The following is a 17,771-nucleotide window of genomic DNA, read 5'->3' as shown; positions in this document are numbered from 1 at the left end:
ATGAAATTCGACACCCCCGCAACCACCAACCCGATCGACCAGCTCAAAGTCGTCGGCAAACCCACCGACCGCATCGAGGGGCCGCTCAAGACGACGGGCACCGCCCCCTATGCCTATGAACATCAGGATTTCGCCGCGACGCAGGCCTATGGCTATGTCGTCGGCTCGGCGATCGCCAAGGGCCGCATTTCGTCGATGAACCTCGACGCGGCGCGCGCCGCGCCGGGCGTTCTCGCGATCGTTACCGCTGCCAATGCGGGTAAGCTCGACAAGGGGAATTTCAACACAGCAAAGCTGCTCGGCGGCCCCGACATCCAGCATTATCATCAGGCGATTGCCCTCATCGTCGCCGAGACTTTCGAACAAGCGCGCGCCGCCGCGTCGCTCGTCCGCGTCGAATATGTCCGAGGCAAAGGTGCATATGATCTTGCCGCCGCGCTCGACACCGCCGTGACGCCGCCCACCGTGTTCGGTACCGCACCGGATACCAGCATCGGCGACTTCGCCGCCGCTTTCTCTGCGGCGCCGGTGCAGTTCGACGAACGCTACACCACCCCCGATCACACGCATGCGATGATGGAGCCGCACGCCTCGATCGCGAACTGGGATGGCGACAAGTTGACGCTCTGGACCTCGAATCAGATGATTGCGTGGTCGGTCGGCGATGTCGCCAAGACGTTGGGCATTGCAAAGGAGAATGTCCGGCTCGTCTCGCCCTATATCGGTGGAGGTTTCGGCGGCAAATTGTTCGTGCGTACGGACGCGATCCTTGCGGCCTTGGGCGCCAGGGCGACGAAACGTCCCGTAAAGGTGGCCCTGTCGCGCCCGCTGATGATCAACAACACGACGCACCGCCCCGCCACGATCCAGCGCATCCGGCTCGGCGCGACCCCCGACGGAAAGATAACTGCGATCGGTCACGAAAGCTGGTCCGGCGATCTGCCCGGCGGCGGCCCCGAAGTCGCGGTGGCTCAGACGCGGCTGCTCTACGCGGGGGCAAATCGCATGACCGCCATGCGCCTCGCCGCACTCGACCTGCCCGAAGGCAATGCGATGCGCGCGCCCGGCGAGGCCCCGGGCCTCATGGCGCTCGAAATCGCGATGGACGAAATGGCGGAAAAGCTGGGCATCGACCCGGTGGAATTCCGCATCCTCAACGATACCCAAGTCGATCCCGAAAAACCCGACCGACCCTTTTCCCAGCGCCGGCTCAACGAATGCCTGAAAACCGGTGCCGAGAAATTCGGCTGGAGCAAGCGCGCGAAACCCGGCGTGATGCGCAACGGGCGCTGGCTCGTCGGCATGGGCGTCGCCGCGGCGTTCCGCAACAATCTCAACGAAAAGTCGGCGGCACGCGCGCGGCTCGATGCGTCGGGCATCGTCACCATCGAAACCGACATGACCGATATCGGGACCGGCAGCTACACGATCATCGCACAGACCGCCGCCGAAATGATGGGTGTCCCGCTCGACCGCGTCGTGGTGAAGCTCGGGGATTCCAGCTTCCCCGTCTCGGCCGGTTCGGGCGGGCAATGGGGCGCGAACAGCTCGACCGCGGGCGTCTATGCCGCCTGCGCGAAGCTGCGCGAGGCGGTGGCGCAAAAGCTTGGCGTGGCCTCCGCCGATGCCATCTTTGCCAATAGCAAGGTCACGGCAGGTCGGCGCAGCTTCGCGCTCGGCGACGCCGCGAAGGACGGCGGGATCGTCGTCGAGGACATCATGGAATATGGCGACCTCGCCGAGAAGTTCCAACAATCGACCTTCGGCGCGCATTTCGCCGAGGTCGGCGTCGACGCGATGACGGGTGAAATCCGCGTCCGGCGGATGCTCGCGGTGTGCGCGGCGGGGCGCATCCTCAACCCCAAGGCGGCGCGCAGCCAGGTCATCGGCGCGATGACGATGGGCGCGGGTGCGGCGCTGATGGAGGAACTCGCTGTCGACAAGCGCTTCGGCTTTTTCGTCAACCACGACCTCGCCGGCTATGAAGTGCCGGTCCACGCCGACATTCCCCATCAGGAAGTGATCTTCCTCGACGAAACCGATCCGACAACCTCGCCGATGAAGGCAAAGGGCGTCGGCGAACTCGGCATCTGCGGTGTCGCCGCAGCCGTCGCAAACGCGGTTTACAATGCGACGGGCGCGCGCGTGCGGAGCTATCCGATCACGCTCGACAAATTTATCGATCGCCTGCCGGATATCGCATGACACCGGCGCATCAGCCCGGCGGCAGGTCGGTCCGCCGGTCGATGTCGGCGAGCTCTTCCGATGGCGCGGGAACGAGTTTTGCCGCGGCCAGAAGCATCCGCCCGCCCTGGTCGCCGCTCATCCCTTCGAGCGCCGCGAACGTCGAGCGCGCGAACATGGCGGGCGGCATCGGCACCCCCTCTCGGCTCGACGCCACGACTGGCGCCGTTTCGGGATCGAAGGCGGCCAGCAAAGCTCGCAGGTGCGGCAAACGGACGAACGGCATGTCGGCAAGGCAAAGCAGCGCGGCTCGTTCGGGGCCGGCGCGAACCGCACCGATGCCGAGCCGCAGCGATTCGGAAAGCCCGCGCCCGGGGTGTGGGTTCGGCCATATTTCAAAACCCTGTTCGGCCAACAGTTCGGCGAGCGCCCCGTCGCGGTCCGGGCAAATCGCGACCAGCCGCGCCGGTGCGAGTTCGATCACGGTCCGGGCCGCATGCAGCGCGAGCGGCATATCGCCGAGCGGCGCCAGCAACTTGTCGTCGGCACCGAAGCGGCTCGACCGGCCCGCGGCGAGGAAAATGGCGGCGACAGCGCCGGGGTCGATCATCGCAGCTTCTCCTGCCCTGCACGGCCACGCATCCTCCTGTCCGGCAAAATGACCGCGCTGGCAATCTCTCCAGCCGATATTCTGCATTTCGCCCATAAACATGCGGGCGCAGGCGTGGTGCTCGTCACTTTGGTCGGGATCGCAGGATCGTCGCCGCGCGCGCTTGGCGCCCAGATGGCAGTAGCGGCGGACGGCGATTATCGCGGCTCCTTTTCAGGCGGCTGCATCGAGGCCGCGATCATCGCCGAAGCGCTCGCGGTGCTCGACGACGGGGAAACGCGGATGGTCCGCTTCGGCGCGGGGTCGCCCTATATCGACATCCGCCTGCCCTGCGGAGGCGGCATCGACCTGTTGTTCACCCCGCGCCCCGATGCGGCGGCGCTGGGCGCCATTCTGGCTGTGCTGGACAAGCGCGAACCCGCCGCGATGCGGCTTTCGCGCCATGGAATATGCGTAGAAGGACCGGCTACCATCGAAACGGGATGGCACGGCGACGAATTCGGCGTCACCTATTCTCCGCGCGTCCGTATCCTTGCGATGGGGCACGGCGACGCGTTGACCGCGACCGCGCGACTTGCCCATTATTTCGGGGCCGAAACTCGCGCATTCTCGCCTTCGAAGGACGATGTGACCGCCCTGTCGGCAGAGGGGATCGCCGCGACGCTGCTCGACAGCCGCTCGCGTACCCCCATGATCGAGGCCGATCGGTGGACCGCCTTTGCCTTTCTGTTCCACGACCATGACTGGGAGGAAATGCTGCTGCCTTGGGCGCTGCGCCAGCCCCATCTCTTCGTCGGGGCGATCGGCGGGCGGCAGAGCCGCACGGACCGGATTGCGATGTTGCGCAGCCATGGACTGTCAGCCGCGACACTGACCCGTTTCAGCATGCCCGCCGGCCTTATCCCTCAGGCGCGCGACCCGGCGACACTCGCGCTGTCGGTAGTTTCCGAAATCATCGGCGCTTATCACTGCATCGAACGGGACGTCCAAATCGCGCGGCACAAAGAGGAAGGCGTCGACGATCCGTTGCTGCCGGTCTGAACCGCACCGGCGCCGAGCTATCTGCTGTCAAAGGGCGGCTCCGCGGCCGGGAATTCGCCCGCCCCTTTCGCGGTGCCGATCGATGACAAGACAATCAGTCCGATCGCGACCCATTGCGTGAAGGACAGCAATTCGCCGAGCAGGAAAAAGCCCATCAGCGCCCCAACCGCGGGTTCGGCGCTGAGCAGCGTTCCAAAGCTGTTGGACGGCAGGCGGCGCAGCGCGACCATTTCGAAGCCATAGGGTATCGCGCTCGACACAAGGCCGACGACGAGGCCCAGCGCCAATATCTCCGGCTGGAGCAGTTCGGCGCCGGCGTGGATGATACCCACCGGCGCGACGACGAGGGCCGCGACGATCGTGCCGCCCGCTGCGGCGGCCGGCCCGTGCTGCGCCCCCGCGCGTTTGCCGAGCAATATATAGGCGGCCCAGCAGAGGCCCGCGAACAGCGCCAACGCAACGCCCCGCCAGTCGATATGCGCCGTGCCCGCACGAATCGGCAACAAGAGAAACAGGCCGAACACCGCGATCCCGATCCAGAGAAAATCCGCGCGCCGGCGCGAGGTCAGCACTGCGACGCCGAGCGGGCCGATGAATTCGATCGCAATCGCGATGCCGAGCGGAATATAGCTCAGCGCGCTATAGAAGCTGAGGTTCATCGCGCCGAGCACGACGCCATAGGCGAGGATCGACCGCCACCCCTCGCGATAGTTCAGCCGCCACGGACGAAGCACCGCCGACAGCAGGATCGCGCCAAAGATCAAGCGCAGCGCCGTGGTTCCCGCCGGCCCAACCAGCGGGAACAGCCCCTTTGCCATCGCTGCGCCCCCGGTCACCGAAACGAGCGACAGAAACAGCGCGCCCAGTGCGAGCAAATCGATTTTCCCGCTGGCGCGGTTCGGGGCGGCGGGGACGGTCATCGGCGCCCGTCGTTGGACAAGGCCGGATCATTTCGCAAGATGTGATCGGTATGAGCGCTGGCCCGATACCGTTTCCGTAATGAAAATGTCCGGATCGCGCTATCCAGCTATTCTTTTCGCGCCTGCAACACGATGAAGCTGGAAGATTCGAACGTCGCCGCGTAAGGCGCGGGCCATGAGGATCGCGATCATCGATACCAGCACGACGCGGGCGGCCATCATTTCCGACGGCCTGCGCGAGGCGGGACTCGATGATCTCGTGCTGATCGACCCCGCCGGCGCGCTCGCCCGCCAGATCGAGGCGGCGCAGCCCGAGGTCGTCCTGATCAACCTTGAGAACCCAAGCCGCGACCTGCTCGAGGATTTCTTCGCGATGTCGCGTGCGCTGGCGCGGCCGATCGCGATGTTCGTCGACCAGAGCGACGCCGAAGCGACCGGTGCGGCGATCGACGCGGGGGTGTCGGCCTATGTCGTCGATGGCCTGTCGAAGCAGCGAATCAAGCCGGTCATCGACCTTGCGGTGCGCCGCTTCCAAGCCTTTTCGCGGCTTCAGCGCGAACTCGACGAAGCGAAAAACGCCTTGGCCGAACGCGCGACCATCGACAAGGCCAAGGCGATCCTGATGAAGCGGCGTCAGGTCGACGAGCCTGCCGCCTATGCGTTGCTCCGCGGCCAGGCGATGCGGACCAATCGCCGGATTTCCGAAATCGCCGAGGCGATCGTGACCAGCGAAGCATTGATGGGAGACATGGAATGACCAGCGATCGCTTCCGCATCGGTTTCCTGCCGCTCGTCGACGCCGCCTTGCCGATCCTGGCGCACGAAATGGGATTCGCCGCCCGCGAGGGCGTGCAGATCGAACTCGTCCGCGACATGACCTGGGCGACGGTACGCGACCGGCTGCTTTATGGTCACACCGACGCGGCGCATATGATCGCGCCGCTCGCGATCGCGACCACGCTTGGCCGCGACCGACCTTCAGTGCCGCTCGCGGTGCCGTTCGTGCTCGGCCTCAACGGCAATGCGGTGACTTTTTCAACCCCGCTCGCCAGCGAGGCGGGCCTCGGCGACGCGCTCGGCGACCCGGCGAAAACCGGCGCGGCGCTGCGGGTGATCGCGGCGGCGCGCAAGGCGGCGGGCAAGCGGCTGCGCTTCGGCGTCGTGCACCGCTATTCGAGCCATAATTATATGTTGCGTTATTGGCTGGCAGGCGTTGGCATCCAGCCCGATGTCGATGTCGAGATCGTCGTAACCAGCCCGCCCTTTGCCGCCGATGCGCTCGCGGCGGGCGAGGTCGACGGGATCTGCGTCGGCGAGCCGTGGAACTCTATCGCCGTCGATCGCGGCGTCGGCCATATCGCGCTTGCGACGGCGCAGATCTGGCGGCGCGGAGTCGAGAAAGTGCTCGCGATGCGCGCAACGACCCTCGACGAGCGACGCGATACGGTCGAGGCCCTCGTCCGAGCGCTGCACGCGGCAGCCGCACATTTCGTCGAACCCGACGCGGTCGAGGCGAGCGCGGAAATATTGGCGCGGCCCGAATATCTCGATGCGCCGCGCGACGCCGTGCTCCGCGCGATCACCGACCGGATCCGACTCGCTCCGGGCGGCGAACCGATCCACTATCCCGACTTCATGTTCCAGTATCGCGAGGCTGCGAATTTCCCCTGGCGCAGTCAGGCGGCGTGGCTCTATTCGCAAATGGTCCGCTGGGATTTCATGACCTTCGATCCGGTGCAGGCGGCCGCGGCGGGGAACGTGTTCCGGCCCGATGTCTACCGCAGCGCGCTGGCGGGTTCGGGTGCGCCCCTGCCCGGCGCGAGTTCGAAGCTCGAGGGCGGGCTCGACGAACCGATCGGCGCCGGCTCGACGCAGGGCCGCCTGACGCTCGGCAGCGACCGTTTCTTTGACGGCCGCGCCTTCGATCCCGACGATATCGAGACCTATCTCTCTGACCTTCCCTGATTTTCCTGTATTCATCATTTTTTGCTGCACCTGCGAAAAGAAGGCTTGCGGCAATCCGGCGAATCAGGCAGTCTAAACGCACTCGGCAAGGCTGCCGGGGCAGGACAAGGCGGCGGCGGCTCCAACGAGGGGGCCGAACCGCAGGCGGACGGGGAGCCTTTTCCCCGAAATCCCACAGGCAATGAAGCCGTCAGGATGCGCCCGCGTGGCCGCCGTCCTGGCGGCTTTTTTATTGCCCGTCGCACAAGGGGACGGACGATGACGACTGCAAGCGTGGGTGCCGGCACGGCACCCAAATCGAGTTTCTGGGCGAGCGGCCACTGGCCGACACTCGTGGCTGCATTTCTCTATTTCGACCTGGCCTTCATGGTTTGGGTCATCCTTGGCCCACTCGCGCCCGCGATTTCGGAAGACCTTGGCCTGACGCCTGCCCAAAAGGGTCTGATGGTCGCCGTGCCGACGCTGGCGGGCGCGATCCTGCGGGTCGTCAATGGCCTGCTCGTCGACCGTATCGGACCGAAGCGGGCGGGCGCGATCAGCCAGATCATCGTTATCGTGGGTCTCTTCACTGCTTGGCTCATGGGGGTGAACAGCTTCGCGGGCACCCTCGCGCTCGGCGTGATCCTCGGCTTCGCGGGCGCAAGCTTCGCGATCGCGCTGCCCCTCGCCAGCCGCTGGTACCCGCCCGAGCATCAGGGCAAGGCAATGGGCCTTGCCGGCATGGGAAATTCGGGGACCGTTCTCGCGGCGCTGTTCGCGCCGGGTCTCGCCAAGCTCTTCGGCTGGAACGCGGTGCTCGGGCTCGCCTGCATCCCGCTGACGATCGTTTTCTTTCTCTATCTCGCGATGGCGAAGGACGCACCCGCTGCGCCCGCACCAAAGAAGCTCGTCGATTATTTCGAGCCGCTCAAGACCGCCGATGCCTGGTGGCTGATGGCCTTTTACTCGGTGACCTTCGGCGGCTTTGTCGGGCTCGCCGCCTCGCTCCCCATCTACTTCACCGACCAGTTCGGCCTGACGCCGGTGATGGCGGGCTATTGCACCGCGGCGTGCGTTTTCGCGGGGTCGCTGGTGCGGCCGATGGGCGGAGCGCTTGCCGACCGGATCGGCGGGGTCAAGGCGCTGATGATGGTGTTTGTCGTCGCGGCGCTCGCGCTCGCCGGCGTGCCGCAGGCCGATACCCTGCCCGCCGCGCTCGGGCTGTTCGTGATCGCGATGCTCGCGCTTGGCACCGGCAATGGCTCGGTATTCCAACTCGTCCCGCAGCGTTTTTCAGCCGAGATCGGGGTAATGACCGGCCTGGTCGGCATGGCGGGCGGCGTCGGCGGATTCTATCTCGCCTCCTCGCTCGGCTTCGCCAAGCAGTGGAGCGGCAGCTTTGCACCGGGCTTTTACATCTTCGCGGGGCTCGCGGTGGCAGCGCTGATCGCCCTGATGTTCGTAAAGGGTCAATGGCGCGCCACCTGGGGCGCCGCCGAAGGCGTGCGGATCTAGTCATGACCCGCACCCTTATCCTGCTGCTGGCGGTCGCGCCGGCCGGGGCCGCGCACGCCGAGGAGGCAGCACTGACGCCCCTCGGCGAAGCCCGGCTCCGTTATGAAACGGTCAACCAGGAGGGGCTTGCCGCCGATGCCGAAGCGCTCACCGTCCGCATCCGCGCCGGGGTGGAGGCAAAGGCGGGCAACTGGTCGGCGCTCGTCGAGGGGCAGGGAAACCTTGCCATCGTCGATGACTATTTCGACGGATTGCACGGTGCCGCGACCCGGCCGCTCATCGCCGACCCCGAAAATATCGCCCTCACCCGCGCGCAGCTTCGCTACGCCTCGCCTGCCTTCGCGGTGACCGCCGGCCGTCAGCGGATCGGTTTCGACGACGAGCGTTTCGTCGGCGGCGTCGGCTTTCGCCAAAACGGCCAGAGCTTCGACGCCGTGCGCGCGGAAGTCACGCCAGCCCAAGGCGTGAAGGCCGACATCGCCTATATGTGGAGCGTGCGCACCATCTGGGGCATCGACGGCGACGGCGCGCGGCAGCACGCGGTGTCGGGCGACAATGTCCTTGGCAACCTCAGCGTGCAAACACCGCTCGGGAAAATCGCGGCCTTCGCCTATCTCGTCGATCAGGACGAAGTCGGGATACAGGGCTTTCGCCTGTCGAGCCAGAGCTACGGGGTGCGCTTCAACGGCGATCAGCCGCTCGGCAAGGCGAAGCTCGCATACCAGGTTTCCTATGCGCGCCAGTCCGACTGGCATCGCAACCCCAACGACTATGCCGCGGACTATTGGCTGGCCGATGTCGCGGTCGATCTTGGCGCCCCCCGGCTCGGCGTCGGGTATGAAATACTCGGGGCCGACGACGGGGCGGCGCTAACCAGCTTCCAGACCCCGCTCGCGACCGGGTTCAAATTCCAGGGTTGGGCCGACAAATTCCTCGTCACCCCACCCGACGGCGTGCGCGACCTTTATGCGACTGCCGGATGGGGCTGGAAGACGGTCGGCCCGTTCAAGGCCGTCAACCTGCAGGCCGCGTATCACCATTATCGCAGCGATCGCGCCAGCCGCTCCTATGGCGCCGAGATCGACCTGCTCGCGAGCGCAAAGCTCGGCAAGACGACCGCCTCGGCGCGCTACGCGCATTACGACGCCGACGGCTTCGCAACCGACACCGACAAATTTTGGCTCCAACTGGACTGGACGCTCTGATGGAACATCGCCCCCTCCACCCCGAAACCGACACGCGCGAGCATCTCGTCGTGATCGGCAACGGCATGGCCGGTTGCCGCGCGGTCGAAGAACTGCTCGCGCGCGATCCCGACCGGTACCGCGTGACGATCTTCGGCGCCGAACCGCGGGTCAATTACAACCGCATCATGCTCTCCCCGGTGCTCGCGGGCGAGAAATGCTTCGACGACATCGTGATCAACGATGCTGACTGGTATGCGTCGAACGGCATCGCACTGGTCGCGGGCGATCCGGTCGCCGCGATCGACCGCGAAGCAAGGACGGTAACGACGCGCGGCGGGGTCAGCGAACGCTATGACAAGCTGCTGATCGCGACGGGTTCCGATCCCTTCATCATCCCCGTGCCCGGCAAGGATCTGCGCGGCGTCGTCGCGTTCCGTGACATGGACGATGTCAGCGCGATGCTCGCCGCAGCCGATGCGGGCGGCGATGCCGTGGTGATCGGCGGCGGCCTGCTCGGGCTCGAAGCAGCACACGGCCTCAGCCTCCGGGGCATGAAGGTCACGGTGCTTCACCTGATGCCGACGCTGATGGAACGCCAGCTCGACGAAGCGGCAGGCTGGCTGCTCAAGCAGGCGCTTGAAACGCGCGGCCAGACGATCCTGACCGGCGCCGACACAGCCGAAATCGTCGGCGACGGCAAGGTGGAGGGCGTCAGGCTCAAGGACGGGACGCTGATCCCCGCCAGCCTCGTCGTGATGGCGGTCGGCATCCGCCCGTCGGTCGCCCTCGCGCGCGATGCCGGGCTTGCGGTCGGCCGCGGCATCCAGGTCGATGACCATATGGTCACCAGCGACCCCGCCGTGCTCGCGGTCGGCGAATGCGTCGAGCATGACGGGCAGGTTTACGGCCTCGTCGCGCCTTTGTGGGACATGTGCCGCAGCCTCGCCGACGGGCTGGTCGAAAAGCACACGGGTTATCGCGGATCGGTGACCTCGACCAAGCTCAAGGTGTCGGGCATCGACGTCTTCTCCGCGGGCGATTTTTCCGGAGGCGATGGGTGCGAGGATATCGTGCTGCGCGACGCCAGCCGCGGCATCTACAAGCGCGTGATCGTCAGGGACGGCCGCATCGTCGGCGCGGTGCTCTATGGCGATACCGCCGATGGCAGCTGGTATTTCGACCTGCTCAAACGCCAAGAGGATGTGTCCGGGCTGCGCGACCTGCTCATCTTCGGCCAGGCCTTCGCCTCGGGAGGGGGCGCCTCGGACCCTAAGGCGGCCGTTGCGGCGCTCTCGGACGATGCCGAGATTTGCGGCTGCAACGGCGTCACCAAGGGTCAGGTCGTGTCGTGCATCGCCAAGGGCGCGCACAGCCTCGACGCGGTGCGCGGCACCTGCAAGGCATCGGCAAGCTGCGGCAGCTGCACCGGCCTCGTTGAAACCCTCCTCGCACTGACGCTCGGCGACGATGTGCAGAGCGGGCCAAAGACGATGTGCAAATGCACCAGCTTCGGCCACGACGACGTCCGGCGCGAAATCGTCGCGCAGGACATGAAGTCGATCCCCGAGGTGATGCAGAGGCTGCACTGGTCGACCCCGGATGGCTGCTCCTCGTGCCGCCCGGCGCTCAACTATTATCTGCTCTGTGCGCTGCCCGGTGACTATGCCGACGACCAGCAGAGCCGCTTCGTCAATGAGCGCCTCCACGCCAATATCCAGAAGGACGGCACCTATTCGGTCGTCCCGCGCATGTGGGGCGGGCTCACCAACCCGACCGAGCTGCGCGCGATCGCCGACGTCGTCGAGAAATATAACGCGCCGATGGTCAAGGTCACCGGCGGCCAGCGGCTCGACATCTTCGGGATCAGGAAAGAGGATTTGCCTGCGGTGTGGGCCGACCTGAACGCCGCAGGGATGGTGTCGGGCCACGCCTATGGCAAGGCGCTGCGAACCGTAAAGACCTGCGTCGGCTCCGAATGGTGCCGTTTCGGCACGCAGGATTCGACCGGGCTCGGCGTCAAGCTCGAGCGGATGAGCTGGGGCAGCTGGATGCCGCACAAGTTCAAGATCGCCGTCTCGGGATGCCCGCGCAACTGCGCCGAGGCGACGATCAAGGACTTCGGCGTCGTGTGCGTCGACAGCGGCTACGAACTGCACGTCGGCGGCAACGGTGGCATTCACGTCCGCGCCACCGACCTGCTCTGCAAGGTCGCGACCGAGCAGGAAGCGATGGATTATTGCGCCGCCTTCATCCAGCTCTACCGCGAGGAAGCGCGCTACCTCGAACGTACCGCGCCGTGGATCGAGCGCGTCGGGCTCGATCATATCAAGGCGCGCATCGTCGAGGACGACGCTCGCCGCGAGGCGCTTCGCGCGCGCTTCCTCTTTTCCCAGAGTTTCAGCCAGGACGATCCATGGGCGCAGCGCGCCGCGGGCGCCGAAGCCGAACATCATGCGCCAATGGCGCGCTTCACCCCGCAGGAGGAACTCGTATGACCGGCGACTGGCTAGACATCGGCTGGGTCGATGAGATTCCGGTGCGCGGCAGCCGCACCGTGCAGGTCGCGGGCGGCGACGACATCGCCGTTTTCCGAACCGCCGAGGGCAAGGTCTTCGCGCTGCGCGACCGCTGCCCGCATAAGCATGGACGCCTCTCCCAGGGTATCGTCCATGGCGGCGCGGTCGCCTGCCCCTTGCACAATTGGCGGATCAGCCTGTCGACCGGCGAAGCGCTGGGCGAGGACAAGGGTTGCACCCCGACGGTGCCGGTCAAGATCGACGCCGGCCGCGTGCTCATCTGCCGAGCCAGCACGCTGAAGGCCGCGGCCTGATGAAGGAGGCCGTCCGCACCACCTGCGCTTATTGCGGCGTCGGCTGCGGCATCCGCGCGACGGTGACGGGCGAGCGGACGGTCGAGATCGCGGGCGATCCCGACCACCCCGCCAACCGGGGCAAGCTCTGTTCCAAGGGGACCCATTTGGGCGAGACCGTCGGCCTCGAGGGCCGCCTGCTCCACCCCATGATCGGCAACAAGCGCGCGAGCTGGGACAAGGCGCTCGACCTCATCGCGAAGCGCTTCAAGGAAACGATCGCGCGCCACGGCCCGAACAGCGTCGCTTTCTACGTCTCGGGCCAACTCCTTACCGAGGATTATTACGTCGCAAACAAGCTGATGAAGGGGTTTATCGGCACCGCGAACATCGACACCAACTCGCGGCTCTGCATGTCGAGCGCGGTCGCGGGCCATATGCGTGCCTTCGGCGAAGACGTCGTGCCCGCGACCTATGACGATCTCGACGCCGCCGACCTGTTCCTGCTCATCGGGTCGAACACCGCCTGGTGCCACCCGATCGTCTACCAACGCATCCGCGCGCGCTGCGAGGCAGGCGCCAAACTTGTCGTCATCGACCCCCGCCGCACAGAGACCGCCGAGGAGGCCGATTTGCACCTCGCGATCCGGCCGGGCAGCGACATCGCGCTGATGAACGGCCTGCTCCAGCATTGCCGCGACGCCGGCGTCGTCGACGAAGACTATCTCGCCGAGCATGTCGCGGTGCCGGCGGATTTCTGGGATCAGCTCGGAGAGGAGAATGACCTGTGGTCGGTGGCGCGGACATGCGAAGTTCCGGCTGCCGACCTCAGGCGCCTCTACGAGCTGTTCGCCGCGACGCCGCGCACGGTCACGATGTTCAGCCAGGGTATCAACCAGTCGACATCGGGGACCGACCAGGTCAACGCGATCACCAACCTCCACCTCGCTACCGGCCGCATCGGCAAACCCGGCGCGGCGCCCTTCTCGATCACGGGCCAGCCTAATGCGATGGGGGGGCGCGAGGTCGGCGGCCTTGCCTCGACGCTCGCCGCGCATATGGATTTCGCATCGGAAAGCCGGGACCGCGTCCAGCGTTTCTGGGCGTCGCCGGCCATCGCAGAAAAGCCGGGATTGAAGGCGGTCGACCTCTTCCGCGCGGTCGGCGAAGGTCGCATCAAGGCGCTGTGGGTGATGGCGACCAACCCCGCCGTATCGATGCCCAACGGCAATGCCGTGCGCGACGCGCTCGCAGCCTGCCCCTTCGTCGTCGTGAGCGACGTGATCGAAAAGACCGACACCGGCGCCTTCGCCCATGTCCGCCTGCCCGCCGCCGCGTGGGGAGAAAAGGACGGCACCGTCACCAACAGCGACCGGACGATCAGCCGCCAGCGCGCGATCTTCGAACTTCCGGGCGAAGCGATGCCCGACTGGTGGATCGTGAAAGAGGTTGGGCGGCGGATGGGGTGGAAGAACGGCTTCACCTATGACCGCGCCGCCGATATCTGGCGCGAACATTGCCGCCTGTCGAATTACGACAATGACCGCGCGCGCCTCTTCGCCCTGCCCGGTGCCGCGCAGGGCGGCAACGCCGCCTATGATGCTATGGAGCCCTTTCGCTGGGGCGGCGACCATGTCTTCGCCGGCGGGCGCTTCTCGACCGAGGACGGCCGTGCGCGGCTGGTCCCCATTGCGCAAAAGCCGCTACCCGAACCGCTGGCCAAATGGCCGCTTACCCTCAACACCGGCCGTTACCGCGACCAATGGCACGGCATGACGCGCACGGGCCTTGCCCCGAAACTGGCGCGTCACCGCGAGGAGCCGCTCGTCGAGGTTCACCCCGAAGACGGCACGCGGCTCGGCCTCACCGACGGCGGGCTGGCGCGCGTGGAGACACCGCAGGGCGACAGCCTCTATCGCGTCGCCTTCCACAACGGCCAGCGTCCCGGCGAGCTGTTCGTGCCGATCCACTGGACCGATCGCACCTCCAGCGGCGGGCGCACCGGCCTGCTCCCGCGTCCGCTCGTCGATCCGGTCTCGGGTCAGCCGGGGTTCAAGCGCACCCCCGCGTCGATCGTCGCCGTCACGCCCAAATGGCGCGGCTTCCTGCTCCTCGCCCGCGAACTGTCCGATACGCCGCGCTGCCTGTGGGCGACGCGCGTCGCGGTGCCGGCCGGCGTGATGTGGGAGGTCGCAGGCAATGGCGATCTCAAATCGATCGAGGCTTTGCTGCCCCAGGGCGAGCGCATCGAGGCGCAGGATGCCGCGCGCGGCACGCGGCGCATCGCCATCGTCGCAAACGGCCGCCTCGCCGGCGCGCTCTTCGTCACCGAAACCGGCGAATTACCGCCGCGCGGCTGGCTGATCGCTCAGCTCAGCGCCCCCGACGTCGCCCCCACCCTGCTCGCAGGCCGCGCGCCGGGTGCGCAAGCCGACCGTGGCCCGATCATCTGCGTCTGCTTCGATATCGGCATCAAGACGATCGTCGCCGCGATCCGCGACCAGGGCCTCGCCGACGTCGCCGCCATCGGCAGCGCGATCGGCGCCGGCACCAACTGCGGATCATGCCGCCCCGCGCTCGCGCGCATCCTGACCGAGGAGACCAGCAATGCAGCCTGACGATTTCGCACCCGGCACGGTGTGGTTGGTCGGCGCCGGCCCCGGCGACCCTGAACTGCTGACGATGAAGGCGGTGCGTCTGATCGAGCGTGCCGACATCGTCTTTTATGACGCGCTCGTTGGGCGCGGCGTCCTCGACCTCATCCCCGCGCGCGCCGAGACCGTCAGCGTTGGCAAGCGGTCGGGGCGCCATTCGAAAGACCAGTCGGCGATCGACGCACTCCTTGTTGCCACCGCGCACGCCGGCAAGCGCGTGGTCCGGTTGAAGGGTGGCGACCCGACGCTCTTCGCCCGCGCCACCGAAGAGATCGAGGCGCTGAAGAACGCGGGCTTTCCGGTCCGCATCTGCCCCGGCATTACGGCCGCGAGCGCCGCCGCCGCTTCGGCCGGCATGTCGCTTTCCCTGCGCGGCGTTGCGCGCGACGTCCGCTTCGTGACGGCACACAGCCGCCGCGGCGCCGCGCTCGACATCGACTGGGCGTCGCTGGCGCGCGGTGGATCGACCCTCGCCTTTTACATGGGCCGCGAGGCTGCGGGTGAAATCCGGCGCGGTCTGACGCAGGCGGGGATGCCGGGCGAAATGCCGGTGATGATCGCCTGCGAAGTCAGCGCGCCCGGCGAGCGACACCTCGTTACAAGGCTCGACCTTCTCGATCTCGCGACCAAATCCTTCGCAGCCGATGCCCCGACGCTCATTCTGGTCGGCGCCGCGGTGATGCTCGCCGGCGGCATGCCGGCGCTACCGGCCAACGCCTCGCGCGCCTGCCGGCAATAGCAACCGCCAGCGAGCCTGAATTGGCCGGTCCCATCACATAACACGATGAATATGCTGCAAAGATACGCGGAACCGATGCCCAAGATGCCGGCCTCGACGATCAGCACGTCGACATGTGCCGCATCTTCGCCCCATCCTCGCTGCCGACGGATAGATGATTTGCGGTTTGCGTCATGTTCCTGCTCCCATGCGCGCCAAGCCCCTGTCTTCGAGAATATAGTGGTGGAACAGCGACGCCGCGGCATGAAGCCCGATCAGCCAGTATCCGATCGTCCCGCCCAGTTCATGGATATCCTCTACATTCTCCGCCAGTGCCGCATTCGCGGCGATCAGCGGCGGCAGGTCGAAACCGAAAAAGGGGATGGCCTCGCCTTCGGCGCTCAGGATGAGCCATCCCGCGACCGGCATCGCGATCATCAAGACATAAAGCGCGAGATGCGTGGCCCCAGCGACGGTCTTTCTCCAGACTGGACCACTTGCTGGCGGCGGTGCGGCCCATATCAACCGTGCCGCGATCCGGAACCAGACAAGACCGAAGACCGAAAGGCCGAGCATGAAATGCCAGGTCTTGAACGCCTCGCGGGTAGCGCTGCCCCTCGGCCAGAATTCACGTAGTTCGATGGCCGCATAGACGCCGACAATAAGCGCGACCATGAGCCAGTGAAGCATGATAGAGGGGAGCGCATACCGTCTTGGATCATCTTCGGCGGTCACGTCGGTTCTCCTCAAAACCTGTTCACCATATTCGAGAGATCGACGCTTTGATCTGCGTCAAACACCGCGGACCAACGCATAATCGAAGGCAAGAAACGGCCCCGCGATCGCGCGCTTACAATTCCCCCCGGACGCGGTCGAAATGCGCCGCGACATGCCGCGCATAGGGCCGTCCGGAATCGCGGATAAGGAGGTCATCACCCTCCCAACCGATCAAGCCCCGGTCCTCGAATCCAGCCAGCGCGGCATGGGCCTCCTTGTTGAAGGGCGCATCGATTTGCGCCCGCCCGCTGCAAAGAAGCGCGCGAATGATCGCGCCGCGCCTGCGTTCGTTCGCATCGATTATCACCCCGCGCATCGCGGCAAGCCCACGGGCCTCGACCAGATCGCGATAATGTCCGGCGCGCTTTTCATTCTGGACGATCAGGTCGGGAAATTTGCTGATCGCGCTTGCGCCAAAGCCAAGCAGGACCTGGGCATCATCATCGGTAAAGCCCTGAAAGTTCCGGTTCACCCGCCCCTCGTCAGCGGCAACGGCGAGCGGATCGTCGGGGCGGGCGAAATGATCGAAGCCGATGGGCCGATAGCCCGCAGCGACGAGACGTTCGTAGCCGCGCCGGGCTTGTTCGAAGCGCAACTCATGGCCCGGCAGGTTGCTGGCATCGATACGGCGCTGGCGCGGGATCATCGCGGGGAGATGCGCATAGCCGAATAGCGCGACGCGGCCTGGCGCGAGCCGGATTGTCTCGTCGAGCGTCGCGTCGAGATCGTCGAGGCCCTGCCCCGGCAATCCGTACATCAGATCGAAATTGATCGCGTCGATCCCGCGCAAGCGAAGACTTGCCACGGCATTTTCGATATCGGCGAGCGGCTGGATCCTCCCGATCGCGTGCTGGATTTGCGGTGAAAATGTCTGCACCCCAAGGCTGACGCGCGCGACGCCCGATGCCGCGAGAACGCGCGCCCAATCGGCCGAAAAGCCGCGCGGGTCGATCTCGATCGAGATTTCCGGCGCGATGGCGTCGAAGACGGTCAGGATCCGGTCGAGCAGGCGGACGAAATCGACCGGCGCGATCGCATTGGGGCTGCCGCCTCCAAACGCTATCCGCTGAACGCGCGCGCGGCCGCCTAGCCGCCTGGCGACGTCGGCGATTTCGGATCGCAGCGCCGCCAGATAGTCCGCCAGCCGCTGCGTGCGGTTGGCCGCGCCTGTGTTGCAGCCACAATACCAGCAAATCTGGTCGCAGAACGGGATATGGACGTAGAGCGAGACCGGCGTGGCCGGTTCGATCCGGTCAAGCGCGGCCGCATAATCGTCAGCGCCGACGTCATCGGCAAATTCGACGGCGGTCGGGTAGCTTGTGTAGCGCGGCACCGGGGTCGCCAGAAGATCGGGGTGATAACTCCACATTGCGCTTGCCTAGGTTGCCGGATGCGACATCGCATTGACGCAG

The 17,771-nt window shown here is 66.2% G+C and carries 14 protein-coding genes; 10 read left to right on the top strand and 4 right to left on the bottom strand.

The genetic code is table 11. The annotated features are described in order from the left end of the window. Positions 1–2,205: an aldehyde oxidoreductase molybdenum-binding subunit PaoC gene (paoC, locus tag VSX79_RS03300; protein ID WP_326914400.1), complete on the top strand. Its 2,205-nt coding sequence runs from the start codon at positions 1–3 to the stop codon at positions 2,203–2,205. 10 nt (positions 2,206–2,215) lie between these two features. Here the strand turns inward: paoC and VSX79_RS03295 are convergent, their stop codons facing one another. Beyond that, positions 2,216–2,794, bottom strand: coding sequence for a nucleotidyltransferase family protein (locus VSX79_RS03295; RefSeq protein WP_326914399.1), 579 nt, complete (start codon positions 2,792–2,794; stop codon positions 2,216–2,218). A 48-nt stretch (positions 2,795–2,842) separates the two neighbouring features. Between VSX79_RS03295 and VSX79_RS03290 the strand changes: the two genes are divergently transcribed. Next, a complete protein-coding gene (locus tag VSX79_RS03290) occupies positions 2,843–3,835 on the top strand; it encodes an XdhC family protein (protein WP_326914398.1) in 993 nt (330 codons plus the stop codon). A gap of 17 nt (positions 3,836–3,852) precedes the next feature. Here the strand turns inward: VSX79_RS03290 and VSX79_RS03285 are convergent, their stop codons facing one another. After that, positions 3,853–4,755 (bottom strand): EamA family transporter, encoded by a 903-nt coding sequence (locus tag VSX79_RS03285; protein ID WP_179499388.1) that lies wholly within the window; start codon positions 4,753–4,755, stop codon positions 3,853–3,855. A gap of 175 nt (positions 4,756–4,930) precedes the next feature. Between VSX79_RS03285 and VSX79_RS03280 the strand changes: the two genes are divergently transcribed. The 8 genes from VSX79_RS03280 (at position 4,931) to cobA (ending at position 15,603) form a co-directional block, all read left to right on the top strand. Then, positions 4,931–5,512 (top strand): ANTAR domain-containing response regulator, encoded by a 582-nt coding sequence (locus VSX79_RS03280; protein WP_179499389.1) that lies wholly within the window; start codon positions 4,931–4,933, stop codon positions 5,510–5,512. Further along, positions 5,509–6,720 carry a CmpA/NrtA family ABC transporter substrate-binding protein gene (locus VSX79_RS03275; RefSeq protein WP_179499390.1) on the top strand — a complete coding sequence of 404 codons (1,212 nt, stop codon included), beginning with the start codon at positions 5,509–5,511 and terminating at the stop codon, positions 6,718–6,720. Before VSX79_RS03280 ends, VSX79_RS03275 begins: the two co-directional genes overlap by 4 nt. Before the next feature lie 258 nt (positions 6,721–6,978). Further along, positions 6,979–8,214 carry a nitrate/nitrite transporter gene (locus tag VSX79_RS03270; protein ID WP_179499391.1) on the top strand — a complete coding sequence of 412 codons (1,236 nt, stop codon included), beginning with the start codon at positions 6,979–6,981 and terminating at the stop codon, positions 8,212–8,214. A 2-nt stretch (positions 8,215–8,216) separates the two neighbouring features. Then, positions 8,217–9,419: an alginate export family protein gene (locus tag VSX79_RS03265; RefSeq protein WP_326914397.1), complete on the top strand. Its 1,203-nt coding sequence runs from the start codon at positions 8,217–8,219 to the stop codon at positions 9,417–9,419. Further along, the gene (nirB, locus tag VSX79_RS03260) at positions 9,419–11,896 is read left to right on the top strand and encodes a nitrite reductase large subunit NirB (protein ID WP_326914396.1); all 2,478 of its coding nucleotides are present in this window, start codon (positions 9,419–9,421) and stop codon (positions 11,894–11,896) included. Before VSX79_RS03265 ends, nirB begins: the two co-directional genes overlap by 1 nt. Then, on the top strand, positions 11,893–12,231 hold the full coding sequence (gene nirD / locus VSX79_RS03255) for a nitrite reductase small subunit NirD (protein ID WP_088440948.1): 339 nt from the start codon (positions 11,893–11,895) through the stop codon (positions 12,229–12,231). Before nirB ends, nirD begins: the two co-directional genes overlap by 4 nt. Further along, positions 12,231–14,828: a molybdopterin-dependent oxidoreductase gene (locus VSX79_RS03250; RefSeq protein ID WP_326914395.1), complete on the top strand. Its 2,598-nt coding sequence runs from the start codon at positions 12,231–12,233 to the stop codon at positions 14,826–14,828. Before nirD ends, VSX79_RS03250 begins: the two co-directional genes overlap by 1 nt. Next, entirely contained in the window at positions 14,818–15,603 is a 786-nt protein-coding gene (gene cobA / locus VSX79_RS03245) for a uroporphyrinogen-III C-methyltransferase (protein ID WP_326914394.1), read from the top strand. Before VSX79_RS03250 ends, cobA begins: the two co-directional genes overlap by 11 nt. A 171-nt stretch (positions 15,604–15,774) precedes the next feature. Here cobA and VSX79_RS03240 read toward each other — a convergent pair whose 3' ends face one another. Both VSX79_RS03240 and hemN read right to left on the bottom strand, forming a co-directional pair. Next, complete coding sequence (locus VSX79_RS03240; protein WP_326914393.1) at positions 15,775–16,272, bottom strand: cytochrome b; 498 nt, start codon at positions 16,270–16,272, stop codon at positions 15,775–15,777. 160 nt (positions 16,273–16,432) lie between these two features. Further along, complete coding sequence (gene hemN / locus VSX79_RS03235; protein WP_179499397.1) at positions 16,433–17,728, bottom strand: oxygen-independent coproporphyrinogen III oxidase; 1,296 nt, start codon at positions 17,726–17,728, stop codon at positions 16,433–16,435. Between the last annotated feature and the right edge of the window lie 43 nt (positions 17,729–17,771).

Source organism: Sphingopyxis chilensis, assembly GCF_035930445.1.
In the GTDB taxonomy this organism is placed as follows: Bacteria; Pseudomonadota; Alphaproteobacteria; order Sphingomonadales; family Sphingomonadaceae; genus Sphingopyxis; species Sphingopyxis chilensis.
This window is presented reverse-complemented; position numbering and strand designations above follow the sequence as displayed.

Excerpts from the sequence above, each read along its gene's own strand:
- nirD (WP_088440948.1), top strand. The coding sequence starts at position 11,893 with ATGACCGGCGACTGGCTAGACATCGGCTGGGTCGATGAGATTCCGGTG.
- VSX79_RS03250 (WP_326914395.1), top strand. The coding sequence starts at position 12,231 with ATGAAGGAGGCCGTCCGCACCACCTGCGCTTATTGCGGCGTCGGCTGC.
- VSX79_RS03275 (WP_179499390.1), top strand. The coding sequence starts at position 5,509 with ATGACCAGCGATCGCTTCCGCATCGGTTTCCTGCCGCTCGTCGACGCC.
- cobA (WP_326914394.1), top strand. The coding sequence starts at position 14,818 with ATGCAGCCTGACGATTTCGCACCCGGCACGGTGTGGTTGGTCGGCGCC.
- nirB (WP_326914396.1), top strand. The coding sequence starts at position 9,419 with ATGGAACATCGCCCCCTCCACCCCGAAACCGACACGCGCGAGCATCTC.
- VSX79_RS03265 (WP_326914397.1), top strand. The coding sequence starts at position 8,217 with ATGACCCGCACCCTTATCCTGCTGCTGGCGGTCGCGCCGGCCGGGGCC.
- VSX79_RS03285 (WP_179499388.1), bottom strand. The coding sequence starts at position 4,755 with ATGACCGTCCCCGCCGCCCCGAACCGCGCCAGCGGGAAAATCGATTTG.
- VSX79_RS03270 (WP_179499391.1), top strand. The coding sequence starts at position 6,979 with ATGACGACTGCAAGCGTGGGTGCCGGCACGGCACCCAAATCGAGTTTC.
- paoC (WP_326914400.1), top strand. The coding sequence starts at position 1 with ATGAAATTCGACACCCCCGCAACCACCAACCCGATCGACCAGCTCAAA.
- hemN (WP_179499397.1), bottom strand. The coding sequence starts at position 17,728 with ATGTGGAGTTATCACCCCGATCTTCTGGCGACCCCGGTGCCGCGCTAC.
- VSX79_RS03280 (WP_179499389.1), top strand. The coding sequence starts at position 4,931 with ATGAGGATCGCGATCATCGATACCAGCACGACGCGGGCGGCCATCATT.
- VSX79_RS03290 (WP_326914398.1), top strand. The coding sequence starts at position 2,843 with ATGACCGCGCTGGCAATCTCTCCAGCCGATATTCTGCATTTCGCCCAT.
- VSX79_RS03295 (WP_326914399.1), bottom strand. The coding sequence starts at position 2,794 with ATGATCGACCCCGGCGCTGTCGCCGCCATTTTCCTCGCCGCGGGCCGG.
- VSX79_RS03240 (WP_326914393.1), bottom strand. The coding sequence starts at position 16,272 with ATGCTTCACTGGCTCATGGTCGCGCTTATTGTCGGCGTCTATGCGGCC.